The organism is Solirubrobacter pauli (assembly GCF_003633755.1).
Lineage (GTDB): Bacteria > Actinomycetota > Thermoleophilia > Solirubrobacterales > Solirubrobacteraceae > Solirubrobacter > Solirubrobacter pauli.
This window is the reverse complement of record NZ_RBIL01000001.1, coordinates 1,281,663-1,305,155: the sequence shown is the minus strand read 5'-3', so window position 1 is coordinate 1,305,155 and position 23,493 is coordinate 1,281,663. Positions and strand designations below refer to the sequence as shown.

Sequence of the window (23,493 nt, the reverse complement as noted above, 5' to 3'; positions counted from 1 at the left end):
GCGGCAGCGCAAATCCCGATCGGGCGCACGCCCGTAGGGTGAACCGGGACGCTTTGAAGAAGCTTGCGATCAAAGACGTGGCGGAGCAGACCGGGGTCGCCGCCGGGACCATCCGCATGTGGGAGCAGCGGTACGGCTTCCCCGAGCCCGGGCGCACCGCGTCCGGCTACCGCGTGTACAGCGAGGAGGACGTCGCCGCGATCCGGCGCATCGTCGCCTTCCGCGACCGCGGCCTGTCCGTGCCGGCCGCGCTCGACCGCGTGCGCTCGATGGAGGGCACGACCGACCGCCCGTCGATCTTCGCCGCGCTCGTGGCCGCCGACTCGCCCGTCAACCCGCAGCGGCTGAGCAAGCCGACGCTCGTCGCGCTCTCGCGCGCGATCGAGGAGGAAGCGATCGCCCGGGCCGCCGGCCCAGTCGTGATCGGCGCCTTCCAGGACGAGCACAACTACCGCGCCGTCGAGCACCGCTACCGGCGGATGGCGCGCGTGTCCGACGCGGTCGGCGTGTTCGCGACCTTCGACGACGTGCACGTGGGCGAGGAGGACGAGCCGGTCGAGATCCCGGTCGGCGCCGCCGACGCGCTCGGCCACGAGTGGGCGGTGGTCGTCGACGCGCCAGGCTTCGCCGCCGCGCTCGTCGCGTGGGAGACGCCCGACCCGCAGGCCCGCATCTTCGAGGCGATCTGGACGATGGATCCGACCGTCGTCCGGCGCGCGGCCCAGGTCGGCGCGACGCTCGCCACGCGCCGCGCGCCCGACTGGTCCGAACGCGTGCTCGGTCTGCTTGCGGACCGCCCGCTGGCGGTCGAGGTGCCGACGCCCGGTCTCACCGCGGTGACGAACCGGATGCTCGGGTTCCTCGACGCGCGGGGCTAAGGGCGCGGCAGGCGCCGGATCGTGCGCTTGAGGGCCTGACCGCCGACCACGACGCCCATATGGGCGAGCTCGCCCGTCGCCCGGATGGCGGTGGTGACCAGCTCGGCGCCCTTCGGCGCACCGAGCGGTCTGGGCGGCGGCGCGGGCGTGCGGTGCGGGCGCAGCTCAGGCGCGGCGGAGCGCACGGCGCGGGGCTTCGCGGCGGCACCGCGCGTGCGTTTCACCGCTTCACGGCGCGGTGCGCCGAGGCGCGGAGGACGGGCCGCGGGCAGCGTGCCGAGCACACCGTTCTCCCTCGCTGAGGCCTTCGCCTTCGCTTTCGGGGCCTTGTCCGCCATCGACGTATCGAGTGTACGTGTGGACGCGGCGTCAGTGGCGACTATCATTGCCGGCAGTCCCACACCCCCGCCTAGGCGCAGCGCTGCGCATGCCGGCTATGAGGCCAGCGACAACTGCGGGTGGAAGTCGGCAAATGCAGTGCCTAGACTCAGCCGCAACGGTGGCGCCGGGAGGGTGTTCTACCCCCGTAGCCGTCGTGGGGCACACATATCCAGAAAGGCCGGCTCTCGCAGGGGAGCCTCGCTAGAACGGGACTTCCATGTCAGTTGTGGATCTGCAGGAACTCGAAGAAGTCAAAGGACTGATCCTCAAGGGCCAGCAGGTAGGCGTCCTGACGTTCGCCGAGATCTCGACCGCGGTTGCAGAAGTGGACCTGGACGAGTCGGACGTCGAGGAGCTGCACGCTTTCCTCGAGAAGTCAGAGATCGAGCTCGTCGAGGAGATCGACCCGGCGCTCGCCGCCGGGCAGGAGGATCGCGCTCCTGACAAGCGCGGCCGGCGCAAGGCGAAGACGACGATCGACCTGAAGCCGGACATGACCACCGACTCCCTTCAGCTGTTCCTGAAGGACATCGGCAAGGTCCGCCTGCTCACGGCCCAGGAAGAGGTCGACCTGGCCCGCCGCATCGAACGCGGCGACCTGGACGCCAAGCAGAAGATGGTCGAGTCCAACCTGCGGCTCGTCGTCTCCATCGCGAAGAACTACCGGAACCAAGGTTTGCCGTTCCTGGACCTGATCCAGGAGGGGACGCTCGGTCTCGTTCGCGCGGCGGAGAAGTTCGACTACCGCAAGGGCTTCAAGTTCTCGACCTACGCCACGTGGTGGATCCGCCAGGCGATCGCTCGCGCGCTCGCCGACAAGGCGCGGACCATCCGGATCCCGGTCCACGTGGTGGAGAAGCTCAACAAGATCGGCCGCGCCGAGCGCAAGCTCGTGACGGAGCTCGGCCGTGAGCCCACCCCGGAGGAGATCGCCGAGGTCACCGGCATCGACCCCGAAGAGGTGGACTCGATCAAGCGCTCCGCCCAGGCGCCGGTCTCGCTCGAGAAGCCGGTCGGCGACGAGGAGGAGTCGGAGTTCGGCCAGTTCATCGCCGACGAGCGTGCGGAGTCCCCGTACGAGCGCGCGGCGGAGATCCTCACGAAGGAAGCCCTTCGCGAGGCGCTGGAGAACCTCTCGTACCGCGAGCGGCGCGTGCTCGAGCTGCGGTACGGCCTCGGCGGGGAGCACCCGCGCACGCTCGACGAGGTCGGGCGGACGTTCAACGTCACGCGCGAGCGCATCCGCCAGATCGAGAACCAGTCGCTGAAGAAGCTGCAGTCCCTCGCGGAAGCCCAGAAGCTCCGCGACGTGGCTTAGAACGCTTCGTAGCAGTCGTAGGTCGCGTGGCGGATGATCCGTCCGTCACGCACCTGCGTGAAGGTCGCGATGTGCGCCGTCAGCTCCTGCCCGGTCGCGGCGAGCGTCCCCCGCCACGTCGCGCGCGCCGCGATCCGGTCGCCGGCCTCGAGCACCTCGTGCACGTCGTAGCGCTGGCGCGCGAGCAGCCCTCTCCCGCGCGTGAGCGCCTCCCGCGCGGACGTGAGGTCGCGCTCGGTCCCCTCGCGGTTGATCAGGTTCGGCATCTCCGAGATCCGCGCCTCGGGGTGCAGCACGCGCGCCAGCGCCTCGTCGTCGAACGCTGCGGCAGCGGTGAAGAAGTCGTCGAGTATCATGCAACCATGGTTACACAACCTGGGTTACATGACAACGACCTCGTGCTCTGGGTCCAGCTGCTGGCCGAGACGCTCAACAACGAGCTGCTGGACCGGCTGCGCGTGGACTTCCCCGACGTGCGGTACGCGCACGGGTTCGTCTTCCAGCAGCTGGTCGAAGGTCCACGGCCGGTCGGTGAGGTCGCCGAGAACCTGGGGGTGACGTCGCAGGCGATCTCGAAGGCTGCACGCGAGCTGGAGGCGCTCGGCTACGTCGAGCGGACGCCCTCGCCGGCGGACGCGCGGGTGCGGCTGCTGGCGTTGTCGGCGCGCGGGCGCGCCGTCGTGGAGGCCGGCCGCGCGGGGCGTGCGGCGGTCAACGCCGAGCTGGCGACCGCCCTGGGCGCGGAGCGCGTGGAGCAGGCGGCCGCGACGCTCAGGGCCGCGATCCAGGCACGCGACGCGATGCACGCGGTGGCGGCCAGGCGGGTACGCAGCGCTCAAGGCCTGCTGGATGCGGGCCGATGACAACCTCCCATGGCTTTCGATCTCGATCACGCCCTGCGCTATCTCATCGCGGCCGAGGGCTCTGACCTCCACCTGAAGGTCCCCTCCTATCCGCTGATCCGCCTGCACGGCCATCTGGAGCCCATCGCCGGCACCGAGCGGCTGTTCCCCGAGGACACGCGCCACGCGCTCGCCCAGATGCTGCTCGACCCGGAGAAGGTGGCGGAGTTCGAGGCCGAGAACGAGGTCGACTTCTCCTACTCGGTGGAAGGGCTCGGGCGCTTCCGCGTCAACGCCTTCCTGCAGCGCGGGTCGGTGTCGATCGTCATGCGCGCGATCCCGGTCGTGATCAAGTCCGTCGACGAGCTCGGGCTGCCCGAGGCCGTCACGAACCTCGCCAACGAGGAGCGCGGGATCATCCTGCTCACCGGCACCACCGGCTCGGGCAAGTCGACCACGCTCGCGGCGATGATCGACCACATGAACCGGACGATGAAGAAGCACATCGTCACGATCGAGGACCCGATCGAGTTCCTGCACCGTGACCGCGGCTGCATCATCAACCAGCGCGAGGTCGGGCAGGACACGGCGTCGTTCAAGCGCGCGCTGCGCCGCGTGCTGCGCCAGGACCCGGACGTGATCCTGGTCGGCGAGATGCGCGACGAGGAGACGGTGCACACGGCGCTGTCCGCGGCCGAGACCGGTCACCTCGTGCTCTCCACGCTCCACACGGTCGACGCGCCGGAGACCGTCAACCGCATCATCGACTTCTTCCCGCCCCACCAGCAGCAGCAGGCCCGCGCGATGATCGCCGGCACGCTGAAGGGCATCGTCTCCCAGCGGCTCGTCCGCACGGTCGACGGCCACGGCCGCGTCGCGTGCTGCGAGATTATGGTCATGACCGGCCGGGTGCACGACATGATCCTCGACCCGAAGCTCACTGGTCAGCTGCCGGAGGTCGTCGCCGAGGGCGGCTACTACGGCATGCAGACGTTCGACCAGCACCTGCTCAAGCACCTGCGGGCCGGCCGGATCTCGTACGAGGAGGCCATGCAGTCGGCCACCTCGCCGCACGACTTCAAGCTGATGGTCGCGGCCGAGGGCCCGATCGCGGACCAGAACCTGCCGCAGCAGCAGGAGCCGGACGCGCCCTCGATGGGGCAGGTCGGCGTCGCAGAGCCCGCGCCGTCGGGCCCGCCGCCCGTGAGCGCGCCTCCGCCTGGCATCCGCTTCTAAGTACGGCTAACCGCCAGCGCGCCGGGGCGTGGACCACTTAGGCTTGCGCCCCATGCAGACGACGCTTGGGCAGTTCAATGAGACGCAGTCGCAGGACGCTTTCGCGCTTCAGAACTCGAAGCTGCTGAAAGTGCGCCTCGAGGCGGTGACCATTCAGGCCAAGCTCGGCTCCATGGTCGCCTACCAGGGCGACGTGACGTTCGAGCACGCCGGCTCCGGTGGACTCGGGCGGATGCTCAAGAAGGCGGTGACCGGCGAGGGCGTCCAGCTCATGAAGGTCACGGGCCGTGGCGAGGTGTTCCTGGCCGAGCAGGCCCAGGACATCCACCTGATCTATCTCGAGAACGACATGATCACGGTCAACGGCCCGAACCTGCTGGCGTTCGACTCGGGCATCGACTGGGACATCCGCCGCGTCGAAGGTGCTTCCGGGATGATGGGCGGCGGCATGTACAACATGGCGCTGCACGGCACGGGCTGGGTGGCGATCATCTCCGACGGCCCGCCCGTCCTGCTCAACGTCGCGGCGGCGCCGACGTTCGCCGACGCGCAGGCCGCGATCACGTGGTCGAGCGGCGTCTCGACCGGCATCCGCACCGACTTCAAGATGAAGAACCTGATCGGCCGCGGCTCGGGCGAGACGGTCCAGATGTCCTTCTCCGGACAGGGCTGGGTGCTGGTGCAGCCGTCCGAGGGCCAGGTCTTCGGCGCGACCCAGCAGCAGAGCTCCCAGGGTGGCCTGGGCGGCCTCCTGAACTCGTAGCTTCCCGAAGAGTTCACAAGACGGGGCGGGCGGTCCGTTTGGATCGCCCGCGTGCTGAAAAGGACTCTCACACTCGCGGCGGCGCTCGCGCTCCTGGCGCCGCCGGTGGCGAGCGCGCAGGGCGAGCTCGCCCTGATCGACAAGACGGAGCCGGTCGGACCCGGGATCTCGCTCCGCCACCTGAAGACCGTCGACGAAACCGGCTGGTACGACCACCAGATCCTGTCGGTCGACCTCGCCAACCCGGCGGTCAAGTCGGACTCGCTGTGGAAGGGCGCCGTCTCTGCCGGCGGTCCGCTCACCGAGTCGGCCAACAAGGCGGGCGCCGTCGCCGGCGTCAACGCCGACTTCTTCGACATCAACAACTCCACCGCCGCGCTCGGCGGCCAGATCCTGGGCGGCACGCTGCTCAAGTCGCCGGACCTCGGCACGGGCTGGAACCACGCCGGGGTCGGCAAGGACGGCATCGGCCGGCTCGTCGACCTCACGCTCGAGGCCAGCGCCACGCTCAAGGGCACCAAGCACACGGTGCTCACGCTCAACGCCGCCAACGGCAACGGCGTCCCCGCCGGCTCGCTGCTCGCGTTCACGAAGGCGTGGGGCACGTACGCGCGCAACCGCGGCCTGCTGGGCGTGACCAACGTCGCCGAGGTGCTGGTGACCGCGAACAAGGTCGTCTCGGTCAACCCGACCGGCACCGGCGCGGGGGAGATCCCGGACGACAGCTTCGTGCTCGTCGGCCGTGATGCCGCCGCCGACGCGCTCCGCGCGCTCGCCCCCGGCGACGACGCGACGCTCACGTACGGCCTGAAGGACGAGGTCGCCCGCAGCATGCAGTTCGCGGTCGGCGGCAACCAGCCGCTCGTGCGCGACGGCGCCGCGCTGCCGGACGACCAGCTCGACAACGCCGTCCACCCGCGTACCGCGATCGGCTTCAAGGACGGCGGCAAGACGATGCTGCTCGTCACCGCCGACGGCCGTCAGGCGCCGGTCCTCGGCGTCACGCTGCGTCAGCTCGCGCGCACGTTCGTCAAGCTCGGCGCCGAGACCGCGCTCAACCTCGACGGCGGCGGCTCGACGACGATGGTCGCCCGCGCGCTCGGCGACACGAGCGTCACCGTGCGCAACTCGCCGTCGGACGGCGCCGAACGGCACGACCCGAACGGCGTCGGCGTCTTCGTCACGCCCGGCAGCGGCCAGGTCGACGAGCTGATCGTCACGCCGGAGGCGCCGCGCGTGTTCCCGGGCCTGCACCGCACGCTGAAGGTCAAGGGCGTCGACGACCACGACACGCCGGTCGCTCCCGGCACCGTCACGTGGACGGGCGCGGACGCCGGCGGGCGCGTCGCGGCTCCGGCCGACGCCACCGGCACGCTGACCGCCACGGCGAAGTCGGGCACCGTCTCCGAGGAGGCCAAGGTCCGCGTGCTCGGCAAGCTGCGCACGCTCGAGCTGTCCTCGGCGCGGCTCGCGTTCGCCGACGCCGACCCGTCCGCGGCCCGCACGCTGCGCGTCGAGGGCCGCGATCGCCAGGGCTACACCGCCCCGATCGAGCTCGCCGACCTCGACCTCAGCTACGACACGTCGCTGCTCGAGGTCGAGCAGTCCGGCGAGCTGCTCAAGCTCACCCCGATCAAGGCCGGCGGCACGACGCTCGTCTTCAAGGCCGCGGGCGAGCAGGTCAAGCTGCCGGTCACGATCGGCGTCGTCACGCAGACCGCGTACACGTTCGACCACGCGGACGAGACGACGCGCTGGTCGACCAACGGCACCGAGCCGGCCACGCAGACGCTGTCGATGCAGGACGGCCGCCTCAAGCTCACCTACGCCGGCCGCCGGAACATGGGCATCACGATGCGCACGGCGGTCGTGCCGAACCGGATCCCGCTGCCGGGCCAGCCGCTGCGGATGCGCCTGCGCCTGTGGTCCGAGCTGCCGATCACGCTCTCCTACGTCTCGTACCTGAACGCCGACGGCGTGTCGTCGGGCCCGCTCGGCGCGGCGATCAAGGCGGGCTGGAACGACCTCGAGTGGACGTTCCCGGCGACGACGAAGTTCCCGGTCCGGATCGCCTCGTTCCAGGTGATCGAGACCAACGTCGCCCAGCAGAAGAACGGGTCGGTGATCTTCGACAAGATCGACTTCGACTCGTCCGCGGAGGTCGAGAGCCCGCCGATCGAGGACCTGCGCCCCGACGCGCTGTTCTCGGCCGACGGCAAGGCCGAGGGCGACTGGTCGTTCGCGACGCTGTCGGACATCCAGTTCACGGCCGCCCAGCCCGACCTGGCCAAGACCGGCATCGCCGCCATCAACCGCATCCGGGCGACCAAGCCGGACCTGCTCGTCCTCAACGGCGACGTCACCGACCTGGGCGGCGTGGCCGACCTCAAGCTCGCGCGGCAGACGCTCGAGACGGGCGGCTGCGACCTGGTCCCGGCCGGCGGCGCCGAGGACAGCGACCCGGACACGATCCCCTGCTACTACGTGCCGGGCAACCACGAGTCCTACACGGCCTCCGGGCAGGGCACGCTGGACAACTGGGTGGCCGAGTTCGGCCGGCCCTACCGCACGTTCGACCACAAGGGCACGCGCTTCGTGCTCCTGAACTCGACGCTCGGCACCCTGCGCAGCTCGTCCTGGGCGCAGCTGCCGATGCTCGACGCGGCGCTGAAGTCGGCGGCGACGGACCCGTCGATCGACAACGTGATGGTGTTCGCGCACCACCCGGTCGACGATCCGGGCGAGCTCGACGCCTCCCAGCTCACCGACCGCACCGAGGTCGCGCTGATCGAGAAGCTGCTCACCGACTTCCGCGAGACGTCCGACAAGGGCATCGCGATGGTCGGCTCGCACGCGCAGATCGCCGACGTGCACCGCGAGCAGGGCGTGCCGTACGTCGTGCTGCCGTCGAGCGGCAAGGCGCCGTACGGCACGCCGGACCGCGGCGGGTTCACCGGCTGGATGAAGTGGACGGTCGACCGCTCCGAGAAGGCCTCGCAGCAGTGGATCACCGCGGACGTGCGTGCCTTCGCGCAGTCCGCCACCCTCACCGCCCCCGACGCGCTCGAGGTCGGGGACTCGACGCAGGTCGAGGGCACGATCGTGCAGCCGTCGGGCGTCCTGCCCGGCTCGCGCGTGGTCCCGCTGCGGTATCCGATGTCGGTCCGCTGGAGCGGCTCCGACAACCTCGCGATCGGCACCGACGTCGCCGGCGCGAAGGCGGCCGGCAAGGCGGCGATCCTCGATCCCGCCACGCGCAAGCTGACGGCGCTGAAGTCAGGCGACGTCACCGTCACCGTGACCGTCGACTCGATGCGCGAGTACACCGGCCCCGAGTCGATGGCTCCGATCACCACGTCGAAGGTCATCCGCACGCAGGTCACCGAGGTCGACGAGCAGACGCCGATCGGGGGCTCGGTTCCCGCGACGCTGGCCCTGAACCTGGGCCCGGCCGTCAACTTCGGCACGTTCACCCCGGGCGTGGAAAAGACCTACGAGCAGACGTCCACCGCCACCGTCGTCTCGACGGCCGGTGACGCCACGCTCACGGTCGGCGAGCCCGGCTTCCTGGCCAACGGCGCGTTCAAGCTCGCCAAGCCGCTGCAGGTCTCGGGCCTCCCGAAGACCTACGCCGGCCCGGTCACCAACGACGTGGCGACGATCGGCTTCAAGCAGGAGATCGCGGCGAACGACCCGCTCCGCACGGGCGCGTACAGCACGACGCTCACCTTCACGCTGAGCACGACGCAGCCGTAGCGCTGCCGGCCGCCCCGAACTTAAACGTCCTGGACGTTTAACTTCGGGGCGGCCACTTCACTTGGTGAAGTCTTGGGCTAGACTGAGCAGTCGGATGCCTGACCCGTCTTGCCCCGTGTGCCGCACTGCCGAGATCGTCTGCGGGAAGTGGACGCTGCTGATCGTCCGCGACCTGGCCGAGGGCCGGTCGCGCTTCTGCGAGCTGGAGCGCTCACTCGGCGGGATCTCGCCGCGCACGCTCTCCCTGCGCCTGCGCGCGCTGGAAGAAGAGGGCATCGTGCACCGGACGACGTTCCCCGAGGTGCCACCGCGCGTCGAGTACGCGCTGACGGAGAAGGGCCGCGCGCTGGTGCCGATCATCGACTCGATGCGGGTCTACGGCAGCGAGTGGCTCGGCGCCGAGGGCTCGTGCGCCGAAGCGCCCGAGACGGCTGAAGCCGTCGCGGCTTAGCACCTAGCGCGGACGCTGCAAGACATCCTGCGGCGGCAGGACCGGTTCGGCACGCGCCGAATCGCCGCGGTATGCATAACCGGGCGCTGCACGACTCACTTGCGGCCTTCGTCCAGGAGGCGGCCTGGCAGCTCGCGGAGGAGGTGTCGGGCGGCGCGGAGATCCCGTTCGAGCTCGACGCCACGCCGACGCGCAACGCGCCCCTGTACTGCTACCGCCCGCTGACCGGGCGGTTCATCGCGCAGCGCCGGACGATGCTCAGCCGCCTGCCCAGCTATCCGCAGGCGGCCCGCGGGCTCGCGGCGCTCCCGGACCTGCCCGCGTACCTGGTCAAGCGTGGCCGGCGCGCGCCGGCGCACGAGATGCCCGACGCCGCGCTGCAGGCGTTCCTCGGCGCCGTCTGGGAGGACGTGACCGACTTCGTGTACGACGAGGCCCGCTTCGCCGCCGCCTACGCGGAGCTCGAGGAGGTCAGCTACAGCGGGTGCGCGCTGTCGCTCGTGATCACGCCGGTCGACGGGCTCGTGATCGAGTCCGACGAGGTCGCGCTGGGCGAAGGGCTCAGCCTCGTGCGCGCCGCGACGCTCACCGACGCGCCGCACGGGCTTCCCGAGGAGGACCCGCACGCGACCGTCGCCGTGCTCACGCTCGAGTCCAGGGACGGGCGGGCGCTCGAGCAGGCCGGCCGTCGCCTGCGCCGGCTGCAGACCGCGTTGCGCCTGTGGGACGACGCCGAGCCCGCGCTCGGCCCGACCGCGCACGCCCGCACGGACGGCTCGCCGTGGCTGGCGATCCCGCTCGCGACCGGCATCCGGCGCCCCAGCGAGGACTGCCTGCTCAACGCCGACGAGGAGGACCCGCTGCGCGCGTTCTGCGGCCTCGTCGCGCGTCGCACGCCGCGGTCGGGCGAGCTCGCCTGGGCGCTGCGCCGCTTCGAGCTCGGCTGCGAGCGTGGCAGCGCGCTGGAGGCGCTGACGGACTGGCTGCTGGCGGCCCGCGCGCTGCTCGCGAACGCCGACCAGCCCGGCTACGACGGCGCGGCCGAGCGGCTCGCCGCGATCTGCGCCGAGCAGCACGACCGGCCCGCGCTCGAGGCCCGCGTGCGCGAGGCGATCTCGCTCGAGCGCGCCGCGGTGGTCGGCTTCGTCAAGTCGTCGCCGCAGGTCGAGGAGCTCGTCGCCGAGCTCGGCGGCTGCCTGCGCGCGGTGCTGCGCGACGTCCTGTGCGGCCACCTGGACCCGAACTTGCGCAAGGTCGCGGACGAGCTGCGCGGCGCCGGGTCAGTCGAACAGCCGGCCTAGGAAGCGCCCGGGCGCCTCGAGGAAGGCGCGCGTCATCTGGAAGTGGTCGGTGTCCTCGTAGGCCGTCTCCACGAGCCCGTCCTCGCCGAGCTCGTAGATCAGCGCGCCCGGGTAGGCGAGCAGGATCGGGGAGTGGGTCGCGATCACGAACTGCGAGCCGGACTCGACGAGGTCGTGGATGCGCCGCAGCAGCGAGAACAGGCCCTGCGGCGACAGCGCGGCCTCGGGCTCGTCGAGCACGAACAGACCGCCGTCCCGGAACCGGTGCACGGCCAGGTCGAGGAAGCCCTCGCCGTGCGAGCGCTCGTGCAGGGAGACGCCGCCGTAGGCGTCCTGGGCGCCGTAGACGTCGATCGCGCTGACGACGTTGAAGAACGTCTCCGCACGCAGGAAGAAGCCGTCACGCGGACGCCGCGCGCCGCGGACGAGCAGCAGCGCGTCGCCGAGGGGCGGCGCCTCCTCGCGCGTCTGCGCGCCGAACTGGAGCGAGCCGCCCTCGGGAGCGAAGCCGGCCGCGACCGCGATCCCCTCGACCAGCGTCGACTTGCCCGAGCCGTTCTCGCCGACCAGGAACGTCACGCCGGGCGCGAGCGGCAGCTCGTCCAGCTGCGCCAGCGCCGGGATCGTCCACGGCCAGCCCGTGCCCCGCTCCCGCACCCGCACGCAGCGCACGAGTGGCTCCGGAGATTCGCCCCCTGGGCGATTCTCCAAGCGAAGGCGAGCCTTCAAGGCGAGCCTTCGCGGAAGAGGTGCGCGCGGACCGCGGCAAGGCCGTCGAGGTCGTGGACGTCCCCGTCCAGCTCGGGCACGACGAGGGTCGGCGGGTCGCCCAGCCGGGAGCGCAGCCGCGCCACGTTGCCCGCGTCGCGTGCGGCCAGCGCGCCGAGTTGCGCGGCCGCGGCGCTCACCCGCTCCGCCAGCGCCGGGCCGAGCTCGATGGCGACCGGCTCCGGCAGCGCGTCGTCGGGCGGCTGATGCACGCGGTTCACGACGAGCCCGCCGAACGGCATCCCGGCCTCGCGCAGCTTGCGGTGGAAGAAGATCGCCTCCTCGACGGGGTCGTGGCGCGGCGCCGTGACGATCAGGAACGTCGTCGCGGGGTCCTCGAGCAGCGCGCCGACGCGCCGGGCACGCTCGGTGAAGCCGTCGATCATCCCGCTCAGCGAGCGGAAGAAGCCGCTCAGGTCCTGCAGCAGGTCGACGCCGGTGACCTTGCGCATGACGCTGAACACGAGGCCGGTGCCGCGGCCGAGGAGGCCGGCGGGCTTGAGGAACATCCGGATCGCCCGGCCCTGGAAGAAGCGGGTGAGGCGGCCGGGCGCGTCGAGGAAGTCGAGCGCGTTGCGCCACGGCGGCGTGTCCAGCACGAGGACGTCGAACTGCGCGGACTGGTCGAGCTCGTAGAGCTTGGCGATCGCCGTGAACTCCTGCGAGCCGGCGACCGCGCTCGAGAGCTGCTGGTAGATCCGGTTGGCGAACACCTCGTCGCGCGTGCGCTCGTCCGGCGCGAGCCGCTCGATCAGCTCGTCGAACGTGCGCTTGGCGTCGAGCATCATCGCCCATAGCTCGCCCTCGGCCTGCAGCGGCACCCGGTGCGGGGCGTTGCCGAGCTCGTCGAGCCCGAGCGCCGTCGCGAGCCGCTTCGCGGGGTCGATGGTCACCACGGCGACCTTCTTGCCACGCTCGGCGAGCCCGAGTGCGACCGCCGCGGCGGTCGTCGTCTTGCCGACGCCGCCTGACCCGGCGCAGATGACCATCCGCTTCCCCTCGAGCAGCGGCTCGAGAGAGGTCAGCATGCGAACGTCAGATCAGTCCTTCGCGGACGGCGAACGCGACGGCTTGCGAGCGCGAGCGGGCGTTGAGCTTCGTCACGACGTCGTGCAGCACGTTCTTGACGGTGCGTTCGGAGTAGCACAGCTCCTGCGCCACCTCGCGCGTGGGGTGGCCGGCCGCGATCAGCGACAGCACCTGCTGCTCGCGGTCCGTGAGCTTGGCCGCGACGGGCCGTGCGGCCGCCGCCTCGGCGTTGCTCGCGTGGTTGGACAGCAGCTGCTCGAGCAGCTCGGGCGTGACGACGCCGGTGCCGTTCGCGGCGGCCTTGACGGCCGTCGCCAGCGTCTCCGGCGTGAGCTGGTCCTTGCGCAGGTAACCCACCGCACCGGCCTGCAAAGCGCTCACCACCGCCTCCTGGGCGGTGTCGGAGGAGCACACGATCACCCGCGCGCCGGTGGTCTCCCGCACGGCGGTCAGGAAGTCCTTGCCGCCGGGGAGGCTGGGGTCGAGCAGGACGATGTCCGCGCCGTGCAACGCGGGGTCCTCCCACGCGTCGCGCACGGACTCGGCGCCCGCGACCGCCTCGACGTCTTCGAGAAGGTCCAGACACGCCACCAGCCCCCGCCGGTAGATCGTATGGGTGTCGAGGACGAAGAGTTTCACCCTTGTGGGTGGTTGCCTGCGGACAAATCCCTGGCGATACTACGACCGGTGCCTCAACTCGGTCAAACAGGGGAACGCAGTACGGATGCCTGAGGTCATGAAGACAGTCGGCCGCTACGAGATCCTCCGCGAGGTCGGTCGTGGCGGCATGGCGATGGTGTACCTGGCCCGGCAGACGGACCTCGACCGCTTCGTCGCCCTCAAGGAGCTGGGCGCGTTCCACGCCTCGGATCCCGCATTCGCCCAGCGATTCCTGCGCGAGTCGCGCGTGGCCGGATCCCTGTCGCACCCGAACGTCGTGACCGTCCACGACTACTTCGAGCACGACGGCACGCCGTACATCGCGATGGAGTACATCGAGCGCGGCTCACTGCGTCCGCATGTCGGGCGGATGACCATGGCGCAGATCGGCGGCGTCCTCGAAGGCCTGCTCGCCGGGCTCACCCACGCGGAGACGCACGAGATCGTCCATCGCGACCTCAAGCCCGAGAACGTCATGGTCACGGCCGACGGCCGCGTGAAGATCGCCGACTTCGGCATCGCCAAGGCGACCACCAAGATGCAGACGGGCGCGTTCCTCACCGCCACCGGGACGACCGTCGGCACGCCAACTTACATGGCCCCCGAGCAGGCCATGGCGCAGGACATCGGTCCGTGGACGGACCTCTACTCGGTCGGCTGCATGGCCTTCGAGCTGTTCACCGGCAACGTCCCGTTCCACGACTCGGACGCGCCGATGGCGATCCTCCTCCGGCACGTCAACGAGGAGATCCCGGCCGTCAAGACCGTCCGCCCCGAGGTCGACCAGCGCATCTCGGACTGGATCGAGCGCCTGCTCGTCAAGGAGCCCGAGGCCCGCACGCGCAACGCCCAGGACGCCTGGGACGACTTCGAGGAGATCCTGATCTCCCTGCTCGGCCCGCGCTGGCGCCGGGAGGCGCGCCTGGTCGAGCGCCGCACCGAGGACACCAACGGCGGGGCGAAGCCGCTCACGCCCGCGCCGTTCCAGGGCACGAGCGTGCACGGCGGCGAGGCGTCCGAGGAGTTCAAGTCCTTCGCGTGGGGCGCGCCGGCCGGCGACACCGGCGGCACGCCCGCGGCACCGCCGATGTGGACGCCGCCGCCGTCGGAGGCCACGCCCGCGATCCCCGAGCCGATCGTCGGCCCGCCGACGCCGATGCCCTCGCAGGCCATCCCGGCGCCGCTGCCGGTCGAGGACGAGCCCACGGGCGTCACCGGCTTCGTCACCTTCGGCGTGCCCGCCCCGGCGCCGCCGAGCGACGTGCTGCTGCCCTCGCCGGACACACCGGTGAGCGACACGCCGGAAGCGCTCGCGACGCCGCCCGCCGACGCCGCGCCGCCCGTCGAGTTCGAGACCTACGTCGCGCCGCCGCCGTCGCGTCCGCCGACGAAGGAGCCGCCGACGCCCGCGCAAGCCGCGCCGCCGGTCCCGCCGACGCCCGCCGCGCCGAGCGGCCCCGGTTCCGTGGCGCCCGGCTCGCCGCTCGCACCCGACACGTCGCGCGAGCCCGCGAAGGACGATCGCAAGGCCGGCCTCGCCGGTGCCGCGGGCGCCGCCGCGCTGGCCGGAGGCGCCGCCGCTGCGACGCCCGCGTCCGCGAAGCCCGCCGTCGAGCCGCTGCCCGCGGGCGCGGCCGACACGATGATGCCGTCGAAGGCGACGCCCCCGCCGGCGCCGCCCAAGCCGCCGAAGGCGCCCAAGGCGAAGTCGCCGGGCGGCGGTGACCGGCCCGGCTGGCTCGTGCCCGTCGCGGTCGGCGGCGCGGCCATCGTCGCCGTGATCGCCGGCATCGCCCTGATGGGCGGCGGCGACGACACGCCCGAGCGCGCCGCGGCCACCTCGACCGCGACGCCCGCCGCGACCCAGCAGGCCACGCTGCCGGTGGAGGCCAACGGCATCCGCGTCTCGGTCCCGGCCGGCTGGTCGGACGGCGCTACGGCCGACATCCCCGGCTTCGCCGACGGCGCGGTGACCATGGGCGGCCCGAAGGGCGGCACGATCGTCTTCGGCCGCGCCGACGACTCCGCCGCGGACCCGACGCTGCTGCCCGAGGAGCTGCGCGGCGAGACGCCGCCGACGGCCGCCACGGTCGACCTCGACGGCGGCGTCCAGGCCGCCAAGTACGCCGACCTGCCGATCGGCTCGCAGACCGGCACGGTGCTCTCCGTGCCGACGGGCGACGGCGTGGCCATGCTCGCCTGCATCGCCGACCCGAAGACGTGCGACACCATCGCCTCGTCGATGACCGTCACCGGCGACAAGACCTTCCCGGTCGGCCCGAGCGACACCTACCAGACGAAGGTCGAGAAGATCCTCGGCCGCCTCGACAAGGCCGAGAAGTCCGCCGCGCGTGACCTCGACAACGCGGGCAAGCGCACGACGCAGGTGTCCGCGACGAGCCGCCTCGGCTCGGCCTACGCCTCCGCCGCGACGTCGCTCGGCAAGCTCTCCACGAGCCCGGCCGACGAGGCCTCCCGGGCGCAGCTGGTGGCCGCGCTCAAGGACGCGAGCGCCGCGTACAAGAAGGCCGCGTCCGAGGGCCGCGCCAAGGACCGCAACGGGTTCAAGAAGCAGAACAAGCCGCTGGCCGCGGCGGGCAAGGACCTGCAGACCGGGTTCGACGGCTTCGAGACCGCCGGCTACGAGCTCAGCTCGGCCGCCGTCAAGCGCGCCGTCGCGGTGAAGAAGCTGCCGGTGCTCAAGCGCGACAAGAAGAAGGCCGCCTCGCCGCCCAGCGGCGGTCGCAGCACGGCGACCCCGTCGAGCACGCCGACGCCCAACACGGGCAGCACCGGCAACTCGACGCCGCCGCCGACGAACAACGTCGCGCCGCGCAACACCAGCCCGGCGCCGCAGAACAACAGCCCCGCGCCGACGAAGAAGAAGTCGAGCGGCGGCGACAGCCTCTCCGGCGGCGGCGAGGGCTGATCCAGCCCGGATCGCGTAGGGCGCGCCCCGCGCCCTACGCCAGCAGCTTGCGGGCCTCGTCCAGCCGCAGCTGGTAGCGGCCGCGGTACTGCTCGGCCGGGCGCTCGGTGTCGGCGATCCACTCGCCCCACTTGGCGGGGTCCTTGCCGAAGTCGGCGTCGCCACGGCTGATCGCCTGGCGCTTGACGCCCAGCGCCGTGTCGATGAACCACTTGGCCTGCAGCTCGGGCTTGCTCGCGAAGCCCTTGTAGTCGCCCTGGTCCCAGATGCCGACGCGCATCTGGAAGAACCCGACCGAGTCGGCGTCGCCGTAGTTGAGGTTCTTGACGCCGGACTCGACGAGCGCGGCCATCACCGGGAGCTCGGGCGGGAGCCCCGCGGCCTCGGCCTGCTTGGCCAGCCACTTGGCGAGCTCCGCCTGGGAGGCGTTGTCGCCCGGATACTCGCTCGCCGCGTTCGTGAGGTCGACCGACACGCCGGCCACGGCCGGGTTGACCGCCGGCGGCTGGGCCTCGACGGGCGCCGACACCGGGATGGCGGCGGCCTGCGCGGGCGCGGGCTGGACCGGCGGCGGCGCGACGGCCGGCGGCGCCGCGGGCGGCTCGGCCGCGGGCGAGCGGCGCTTGACCTGCGACGGGTCGACCGCCTTCAGGAACAGCTGGGACGCGTGGCGCTCCTGCTCGGCGGCCGCCTTGCTCGCCTCGGCCCGGGTGATGGCCATGAACAGCTGCGAGTCGTTGCGGCGGACCTCGGCGGCGTCGCGGGCGACGGCGGCCTGCGCCTTGGCGACCTCGGTCGGGTCGATCGGCGCGGCGGCGGCGAGCTGCGCGGGTTGGGCGGCGGCGGCCGCGACGGGCGCGGCGGGCGCGCCGGCGTCGAAGCGGCGGCCGCCCGCGAACTGGCTCGCGTAGTACGGCTCGCTCAGGCTGGAGACCTTCACCACGTCGCCGGTCGAGGGCGCGTGCAGGAACTTGTCGCCGCCGAGGAACATGCCGACGTGGTGGACGTCGCCGTTGGCGGCGAAGAACACGAGGTCGCCGGGCTTCAGCTGGGCGCGGTCGGCGACCTCGACACCGTTGGGCGCCTCGATCTGGGTGTACGTCACGCGCGGGATCTGCACGCCCGACTGCGCGTACGCCCACTGCATCAGGCCCGAGCAGTCGAAGCCCGTCTGCGGGGTCGAGCCGCCCCACTTGTAGGGCGTGCCCATGTGCTTGGAGGCCTCGGTGATCGCCGCCAGCGCCTTCGGGCCCGGGCCGTTGCCGCTCGCGATCGCCTGCTGCAGCGGCGCCGCGATCTCCGCGGGCAGCTGCGCGTTGCCGACCGCGGCCGCGGCGGCCGCGGGGTCGATCGGCGCGGCCACGGGCTGCGCGACCGCCGCCGCGGCGGGCTGCGGCTGCGCGCCGAGCAGCTGGTTGGCCTCCTCGAGCTTGGTCTGGTAGCGGCCGCGGTACTGCTCGGCCGGGCGCTCGACGTCGGCGATCCACTCGCCGAAGCTGTTCGGGTCGTCGATCGGCTTGCCCGCGACGAGCCGCTGCTTCTTGACGGCCTCGGCCTGGTCGAGGAACCACTTGATCTGCAGCTCGGGCTTGTCGGGGTAGCCGGCGTAGGCGCCCTGGTTCCAGATGCCGACGCGCATCTGGAAGAAGCCGACCGAGTCGGCGTCGCCGAAGTTGAGGTTCTTCATGCCCGACTCGACGAGCGAGGCCATGATCGGCAGCTGCGGAGGCAGGCCGCGCTTCTTCGCCTCGGCGGCCATCCAGGCGGCGACCTGCTCCTTCGGCGCGCTGTCGCCGGGGTACGCGGTGGGCGCGGCGTCGACCGCGGCGGACACGTCCACGGCGGGCGCGGCGGCGGGCTGGGCGGCGGCGGGCGCCGCTGGCTGGGCCGCGAGCTGGGCGGGCTGGGCCACCGCCGGCGTCTCACGCTTGGGCGGCTCCACGGCCTGCAGGAACGCCTGGGAGCCGGAGCGCTCCGGCTCGCGGGCGGCCGCCGCGCTCGCCTTCACCGCGGGCAGGAACGCGTCCGACTGGCGTGGGTCGAAGGCGGGCTCGGCCGGGGCGGCGGCAGCGGTCGCGACCGGCGTGCCCGGCGTGGCGGCGAACTGCGCGGGCGCGGCGGCGACGGGCTGGGCCGCGACGTCCGCCGGCGGCTTCCAGTCGGGTGAGATCTCCTGCTTGAAGCCGAGGTGGATGTGGTTCTGGTGGGCGGCGTCGGTGAAGTAGCCGGGGCCGCCGATCGCGAACGGCGAGCCGATCTCGTTCGGGCGGATGTTCTCGTCGAGCGTGCTGACCTCGCTGGCGATCTCGCGCGCGAGCGGGCTGCCGGGGCCGACGACCTCGCCGTCGATCGCGGCGATGTCGACGCCGCGGCCGTAGAAGTGGTTGGAGACCGAGCCGCCCGCGGTGAACTTCGAGTGGTCGGAGCACATGCACGAGATCGTGATCTTGTGCTCCTGGCTGAGCTTGGTCAGCACGCCGATCACGCGCGGGTCGATCCGGCCGGCCTTGAGGTCCGCCTTGCCGACGTCGTCGAAGACGAGGTTCGGGTTCTTGAGCGCGGCGAGCGTCTCGGCGCTCGCGGCGCCGCCCGTGCCGACCTCGTCGCCGCCGAACTGCTTCGGGTCGACGGGCGGCGCGGCCGCGCCGGACGGGGCCGGCGCCTGCACGGGTGGGGCACCGCCCGCGGTGGCGTCGCCGTTGACGCGGATGAAGACGACGTTGCCCGTGCCGGTCGTACGGGAGACGCTGTTGACCTTGTCGGCGTTGTTGCCCTCGAGCGCGGTGAACTTCCCGTCCTTGACGTCGCTGGCGACGAAGCCGATGTGGCCGTCGGCGCCGAAGTCGGTCTGGCCGCCCCAGTCGTAGGCGACGATGTCGCCCGGGCGGGCGTCCTCGGCGCTGATGATCTGTAGGCCGTTCTTGCCCTGCTCGGCGTTGCGGACCCACGTCTGCACGGCCGCCCAGCCGCCGCCCGGCATCTTGTGCCCGGCCTTCTCCAGCGACCAGGTGATGAACGACGCGCACCACGGGTTCCCCGACGGCACCCCGGCGGCGGCCAGGTACTCGTCCACCTGGGGGCCGGCGTTCGTGCCCACCTCGGCCACGCCGAGCTGGCCCTGCGCGATCGCGAGCGCCGCCGGCCCGAGCGGGCCCCCGGCCGGGGCGGGCGCCGGGTTCGCGACGGCCACGGCGGCCGCCGCGGGCGGCGGCGCCGTCCGGTTGGCGAGCAGGCCCTTGGCCTCCTCGAGCTTGGTCTGGTAGCGGTACCGGTACTGGGCGGCCGGACGCTCGGTGTCCGCGATCCACTCGCCGTAGTGCTGGGGATCGTCGATCGGCTTGCCCGCCGCGACCCGCGCGTCCTTGACCTTCTCCGCCTCGTCCAGGAACCACTTGACCTGCAGCTCGGGCTTGTCGGCGAAGCCCTTGTACGGGCCGCTGTCCCAGATCGACACGCGCATCTGGAAGAAGCCGAGGCTGTCGGCGTCGCCGTAGTTGACGTTCTTGAGGCCCGACTCGACGAGCGACGCCATCACCGGCAGCTCGGGTGGCAGGCCGCGCCGCTGCGCCTCGCTCGCCATCCAGCCCGCGAGCTGCTCCTTCGGCGCGTTGTCGCCCGGGTAGGCACCGGGCGCGGCGGCGACGACCTCGACCACGCCCGCCGCGGGCTGGCTCGCGAGCTGGGCGGCGGCGGCCTTCGGCTTCTCGACCGCCGGCAGGAAGGCCTGCGAGTCGGTGCGGTCGGGCTCGCGCGCGGACGCCGCGGTCGCCTTCACCGCGGGCAGGAACGCGTCGGACTTGCGCGGGTCGTACGCGGGCTCGGCCGGCACGACCGGTCCGGCGGGCGCGACCGGGACCGCGGCGGCCACCGCGGGCGGCGCGGGCGTGACCGGCACGGCGACGGCGGGCGCGATCGCCTCCGGGGCCGCCGGCGCCTTGAACGTGAGCCGCAGCTGGTCCTGATGGGCGCTGTTGGTGATGAACCCGGGCGAGGAGATCGGCCACGGCGTGCCGACCTCGTCCGGCCGGACCGACGGGTCCAGCGCCGCCAGCGCGCCGGCCAGCTCGCGCGCGGCCGCGCTGTCGGGGTTGACGAGCTCGCCGTCGACCTGCGTGATGTCCACCACGCCGTCGCCGGGCGTGCCGGTCACCGTCAGCTTGTGCCCGGCGCCGAGCTGGGTGAGCACGCCGACGAGCCGCGGGTCCGTGCCCCCGGCCTGCAGCCCCGCGGCCACACCGGGATCGAGCGTCAGGTTCGGGTTGGCGAGCAGCGCCAGCGCCTGCGGGGTGGGCGGCTCGACGGGCGCGCTCGGCAGCCCGTCGGTCGGCGCGCTGGGCAGCGAGTTCTCGTCCGGCGTGGCCGGCAGGGAGTTCTCGGCGGCCGACGGCGTCGCCGGCAGCGAGTTGTCCACGGGCGCGGCGGGCGCGCCCGGCAGGCTCGGGTCGGCGGGCGCCGCGGATGCGCTCGGCAGCCCGGCGTCGGTGGGCGCCGCGCCGCCACTCGGCAGGCCCGCGTCGGCGGCCGCGCTCGCGCCGCCCTTGCCGCCGCCGCCTCCGGAGAGGCGCCGCGCGAAGCGCTTGGCCGCCCCGGCGAGCCCTTCGGACTGGCGCTTGCCGCCCGCTGCCTCGGGGGCCGCGGCGGCGTTCCCGCTCGGCGGCGCGCCGGCCGCCGTGCCAGGGCCGCCCGCGCCCGGGCCGGCCGCCGCCCCCGCGGCCGCCGGGCCGCCGCCACTCGCGGGCAGGCCGCCCTTCACCGGGCCGCCCGGGGCCACCGAGTTGTCCGCCGGAGCCAGCTCGCCGGGGTCCACGGACGGGGTCGGCGCGCCGCCGCCGGGGATCGTCTCGGACTGCGAGGGCGGGCCGCCGCCGGGCGCCGTCGCCGCGTCGGCGCTCGGCAGCTGGTCGGACCCGGGCACGCCGGAGGTCTGCTGGTTCAGCGCGTCGGCGGCGTCCGCCTCCTGCGCGCGCTGCGCCGCCTCCGGGCTGTCCTCCTCGGCGATCCGCTTGGCGGCGTCGCCCGCGGGGTCGCTCGCCGGCGCCTTCGACTCCGCGGGCGGCTTGGCCTCGGCGGGCGGAGCGTCGGCGGCGGGCGGTGTCGCGGCCGGGGGCGGGGAGGCGGGCGGCGGTGCCGTCGGCACGTCCGCGGCGCCCGCGCTCGCGTTCGCCGGGGCCACGCCCGGCACGTCCGGCGTGCCCGCCACGCCGGGCACGTCGGAGCTCGGCACGTCCTGGCCGGCGCCGGGAGCGGCGGCCGGCGCGTCCGGCCCGACCGGGCTCGGCTTGACGGCCTCACCGTTGCCACCGCCGGGCAGGCTGATCGCCGGCAGGTCCACGCGCGAGACGACGTCGGCCACCGCGCTCGGCATCTGCCCGATCGCCGGGAGGACGTTCTCGGCGAACTGGCCGACCACGATGCCTTCCATCGCCGCGGCCATCATCACCCCGGCCAGCGAGGAGCGCGACTCGCGGATGTCCAGCGTGTGGAAGGCCTTGCCGCCGCCCAGGGACATCTCCTGCGCGAGCGACTCCAGGCCGACCTCGCGACAGGCGCCCGCGGGGTCGCGGCGGAAGCGCGCGCGGAACCCCGGGTCGGCGAGCAGGCGCTCGATCAGCCGCGCGGCGACGTCGGCTTCAGAGGGCGTCGTGGCCACCTACGCACCAACCCCGCGGACCCGCTGCCAGAGCGGCTTGCCGAGCACGAAGAAGACCGGCAGGAAGAAGGCGACCCACAGCGTGCCCATCACCGCATATACAACCGCTTCCGGTGCATAGAGGAGGAAGATGTCCTTGTAGCGGAAGGTCATCGCGATCGCGAACACCGCCGCGAGGACCGACCAGCCGATGCCCCACAGCGAGTAGCGCGCCAGCACCGGCGAGTCCCCCTCGGCCCGCTCGCCGCGGAGCCGCCGCTCGAGCTGCTCCTTCGCCCGTCGCCGCAGCCCCGGCTCGTTCAGGCCGTCGACGAGCATGTGGTAGCCGTCGCGCTCGATGAACGGGTTGAGGTTGAAGAACCCGCCGACGTAGGCCGCGAACGCCAGGTTGAAGAAGATGTCGCGCACGGTCCCCTCGGGCAGGAGCAGCGCGCACAGCGCGAACACCGCGCCGAGCGAGAAGTCCGACACCGGACCCGCCGCGCTGACCGCGATCCGGCGACGGCGCGGCTCGAACCACGCCTCGCTCGTGTCCACGAACGCGTACGGGAAGATCGCGATCGCCTTCAGCCCCGCCCGGTCCACGCGCCGCCCGAACGACGCCATCGTCAGCCCGTGCGCCAGCTCGTGCACGGCGACCACCGCGAAGCGCCCGCCCAGGAACACGAGCCCGCCGAGGCCGAACTTCGACGCCACCACGAACGGCGTGCCGTAGCGCCCCGCGATCAGGTAGATGAACGCGCCGAGCCCGAGCACGATCAGCGCGGCGATGACGATCAACGCCGCCTGGGTGAAGAGCACCCAGCCACCCGCCCGGTAGATCGCCTCGACCTTCGGCCCGAGCCCGGTGAAGACCTTCTCGCGCGGCTTGACGAGCTTGCGCCACCCGGACGTCGGCGCCTCGGCCACCGGCGCGCCGCCCGCGACGCCCGCCAGGAAGCCGCGCTCGCCCAGGTCGGTCAGCAGCCGCACGAGCCGCGGCGAGCCCGTCGCCCCGAACCGCTGCTCGCACACCGCCACGAGCTCGACCAGCGAGCGTGAGCCGTCGAGCAGCTCGAACACCCACGCGTCGTTGTCCGACAGCCGCAGGAACGTGCCGTTGCGCGTGTCCTTGAGCACCCAGCGCTGGCGCCCCTCGCTCGCGTCGAGCCGCTTCAACGCGTACCCCGACCGCACCCGCGGCCGCATCCCGAACTGCGTCCCGCCGACCGACGGCAGGAAGGCCGTCCCGCCCGCGGGCACGAACATCGTCCGCCCGGCCTCGGCCGCCTCGCGCCGGCGCTCCACGCGCAGCTCCGCGTCCCCGAGCCGGATCTTCGCCCCGTCACGCAACGGCAGCGGCCCGGTCACGCGCACGCCGTCCAGCCACGTGCCGTGCGAGGAGCCGGCGTCCTCGAGCACCGCATCGGCCGTGATCCGCGCGTGGGTGCGCGACACCGAGGGATCCGAGAGCAGCACCGTCGACCCCGGCGCGCGCCCGATGATCAGCTCGTGCACCACCGGCACGCGCTGCCCCCCGTCGAGCACCAGC

The 23,493-nt window shown here is 72.9% G+C and carries 16 protein-coding genes; 9 read left to right on the top strand and 7 right to left on the bottom strand.

What is annotated here, in order from left to right; translation table 11 throughout:
• The first annotated feature begins 53 nt into the window (after nucleotides 1-53).
• Nucleotides 54-878 (top strand): DICT sensory domain-containing protein, encoded by an 825-nt coding sequence (locus tag C8N24_RS06020; RefSeq protein ID WP_170178880.1) that lies wholly within the window; start codon nucleotides 54-56, stop codon nucleotides 876-878.
• Here the strand turns inward: C8N24_RS06020 and C8N24_RS06015 are convergent.
• Nucleotides 875-1,216 (bottom strand): hypothetical protein, encoded by a 342-nt coding sequence (locus C8N24_RS06015; protein ID WP_121248971.1) that lies wholly within the window; start codon nucleotides 1,214-1,216, stop codon nucleotides 875-877. The genes C8N24_RS06020 and C8N24_RS06015 overlap by 4 nt on opposite strands.
• 260 nt (nucleotides 1,217-1,476) lie before the next feature.
• Here C8N24_RS06015 and C8N24_RS06010 point away from each other — a divergent pair, with 260 nt between their 5' ends.
• Nucleotides 1,477-2,577 (top strand): sigma-70 family RNA polymerase sigma factor, encoded by a 1,101-nt coding sequence (locus C8N24_RS06010; protein ID WP_121248969.1) that lies wholly within the window; start codon nucleotides 1,477-1,479, stop codon nucleotides 2,575-2,577.
• On the opposite strand, the gene C8N24_RS06005 is transcribed toward C8N24_RS06010, so the two are convergent.
• Complete coding sequence (locus C8N24_RS06005; protein ID WP_121248967.1) at nucleotides 2,574-2,933, bottom strand: nuclear transport factor 2 family protein; 360 nt, start codon at nucleotides 2,931-2,933, stop codon at nucleotides 2,574-2,576. The two genes, C8N24_RS06010 and C8N24_RS06005, sit on opposite strands and share 4 nt — an antisense overlap.
• A 42-nt stretch (nucleotides 2,934-2,975) precedes the next feature.
• On the opposite strand from C8N24_RS06005, the gene C8N24_RS06000 reads away from it, so the two are divergent.
• The 6 genes from C8N24_RS06000 to C8N24_RS05975 all read left to right on the top strand — a co-directional run bounded on the left by C8N24_RS06000 (nucleotide 2,976) and on the right by C8N24_RS05975 (nucleotide 10,926).
• Nucleotides 2,976-3,440, top strand: a complete 465-nt coding sequence (locus C8N24_RS06000; protein ID WP_170178879.1) for a MarR family winged helix-turn-helix transcriptional regulator — start codon at nucleotides 2,976-2,978, stop codon at nucleotides 3,438-3,440.
• 9 nt (nucleotides 3,441-3,449) lie between these two features.
• Nucleotides 3,450-4,655 carry a type IV pilus twitching motility protein PilT gene (locus tag C8N24_RS05995; RefSeq protein ID WP_121248963.1) on the top strand — a complete coding sequence of 402 codons (1,206 nt, stop codon included), beginning with the start codon at nucleotides 3,450-3,452 and terminating at the stop codon, nucleotides 4,653-4,655.
• 52 nt (nucleotides 4,656-4,707) lie between these two features.
• Nucleotides 4,708-5,418 carry an AIM24 family protein gene (locus C8N24_RS05990; RefSeq protein ID WP_121248961.1) on the top strand — a complete coding sequence of 237 codons (711 nt, stop codon included), beginning with the start codon at nucleotides 4,708-4,710 and terminating at the stop codon, nucleotides 5,416-5,418.
• A gap of 51 nt (nucleotides 5,419-5,469) precedes the next feature.
• Complete coding sequence (locus tag C8N24_RS05985) at nucleotides 5,470-9,174, top strand: phosphodiester glycosidase family protein (protein ID WP_121248959.1); 3,705 nt, start codon at nucleotides 5,470-5,472, stop codon at nucleotides 9,172-9,174.
• A 94-nt stretch (nucleotides 9,175-9,268) separates the two neighbouring features.
• Nucleotides 9,269-9,625 (top strand): winged helix-turn-helix transcriptional regulator, encoded by a 357-nt coding sequence (locus C8N24_RS05980; protein WP_121248957.1) that lies wholly within the window; start codon nucleotides 9,269-9,271, stop codon nucleotides 9,623-9,625.
• Nucleotides 9,626-9,696: 71 nt separating this feature from the next.
• Entirely contained in the window at nucleotides 9,697-10,926 is a 1,230-nt protein-coding gene (locus C8N24_RS05975) for a hypothetical protein (RefSeq protein WP_121248955.1), read from the top strand.
• Here C8N24_RS05975 and C8N24_RS05970 read toward each other — a convergent pair.
• The 3 genes from C8N24_RS05970 to C8N24_RS05960 all read right to left on the bottom strand — a co-directional run bounded on the left by C8N24_RS05970 (nucleotide 10,906) and on the right by C8N24_RS05960 (nucleotide 13,362).
• Nucleotides 10,906-11,589, bottom strand: a complete 684-nt coding sequence (locus C8N24_RS05970) for an AAA family ATPase (RefSeq protein ID WP_245971773.1) — start codon at nucleotides 11,587-11,589, stop codon at nucleotides 10,906-10,908. The two genes, C8N24_RS05975 and C8N24_RS05970, sit on opposite strands and share 21 nt — an antisense overlap.
• A 62-nt stretch (nucleotides 11,590-11,651) precedes the next feature.
• Nucleotides 11,652-12,722: an ArsA family ATPase gene (locus tag C8N24_RS05965; RefSeq protein ID WP_211339852.1), complete on the bottom strand. Its 1,071-nt coding sequence runs from the start codon at nucleotides 12,720-12,722 to the stop codon at nucleotides 11,652-11,654.
• A 7-nt stretch (nucleotides 12,723-12,729) separates the two neighbouring features.
• Nucleotides 12,730-13,362, bottom strand: coding sequence for a LuxR C-terminal-related transcriptional regulator (locus tag C8N24_RS05960; RefSeq protein ID WP_121248951.1), 633 nt, complete (start codon nucleotides 13,360-13,362; stop codon nucleotides 12,730-12,732).
• A 97-nt stretch (nucleotides 13,363-13,459) separates the two neighbouring features.
• On the opposite strand from C8N24_RS05960, the gene C8N24_RS05955 reads away from it, so the two are divergent.
• Nucleotides 13,460-16,312, top strand: coding sequence for a serine/threonine protein kinase (locus C8N24_RS05955; RefSeq protein WP_170178877.1), 2,853 nt, complete (start codon nucleotides 13,460-13,462; stop codon nucleotides 16,310-16,312).
• A 34-nt stretch (nucleotides 16,313-16,346) separates the two neighbouring features.
• On the opposite strand, the gene C8N24_RS05950 is transcribed toward C8N24_RS05955, so the two are convergent.
• Both C8N24_RS05950 and C8N24_RS05945 read right to left on the bottom strand, forming a co-directional pair.
• On the bottom strand, nucleotides 16,347-21,962 hold the full coding sequence (locus tag C8N24_RS05950) for an NlpC/P60 family protein (protein ID WP_121248947.1): 5,616 nt from the start codon (nucleotides 21,960-21,962) through the stop codon (nucleotides 16,347-16,349).
• A complete protein-coding gene (locus tag C8N24_RS05945) occupies nucleotides 21,963-23,489 on the bottom strand; it encodes an FHA domain-containing protein (RefSeq protein WP_170178876.1) in 1,527 nt (508 codons plus the stop codon).
• Nucleotides 23,490-23,493: the final 4 nt, after the last annotated feature.

What these genes read in the sequence shown, in the direction of transcription:
- C8N24_RS05965 (WP_211339852.1), bottom strand. Translation starts at nt 12,722, where the DNA reads ATGCTGACCTCTCTCGAGCCGCTGCTCGAGGGGAAGCGGATGGTCATC.
- C8N24_RS05980 (WP_121248957.1), top strand. Translation starts at nt 9,269, where the DNA reads ATGCCTGACCCGTCTTGCCCCGTGTGCCGCACTGCCGAGATCGTCTGC.
- C8N24_RS06005 (WP_121248967.1), bottom strand. Translation starts at nt 2,933, where the DNA reads ATGATACTCGACGACTTCTTCACCGCTGCCGCAGCGTTCGACGACGAG.
- C8N24_RS05955 (WP_170178877.1), top strand. Translation starts at nt 13,460, where the DNA reads ATGAAGACAGTCGGCCGCTACGAGATCCTCCGCGAGGTCGGTCGTGGC.
- C8N24_RS06015 (WP_121248971.1), bottom strand. Translation starts at nt 1,216, where the DNA reads ATGGCGGACAAGGCCCCGAAAGCGAAGGCGAAGGCCTCAGCGAGGGAG.
- C8N24_RS05990 (WP_121248961.1), top strand. Translation starts at nt 4,708, where the DNA reads ATGCAGACGACGCTTGGGCAGTTCAATGAGACGCAGTCGCAGGACGCT.
- C8N24_RS05975 (WP_121248955.1), top strand. Translation starts at nt 9,697, where the DNA reads ATGCATAACCGGGCGCTGCACGACTCACTTGCGGCCTTCGTCCAGGAG.
- C8N24_RS05995 (WP_121248963.1), top strand. Translation starts at nt 3,450, where the DNA reads ATGGCTTTCGATCTCGATCACGCCCTGCGCTATCTCATCGCGGCCGAG.
- C8N24_RS06010 (WP_121248969.1), top strand. Translation starts at nt 1,477, where the DNA reads ATGTCAGTTGTGGATCTGCAGGAACTCGAAGAAGTCAAAGGACTGATC.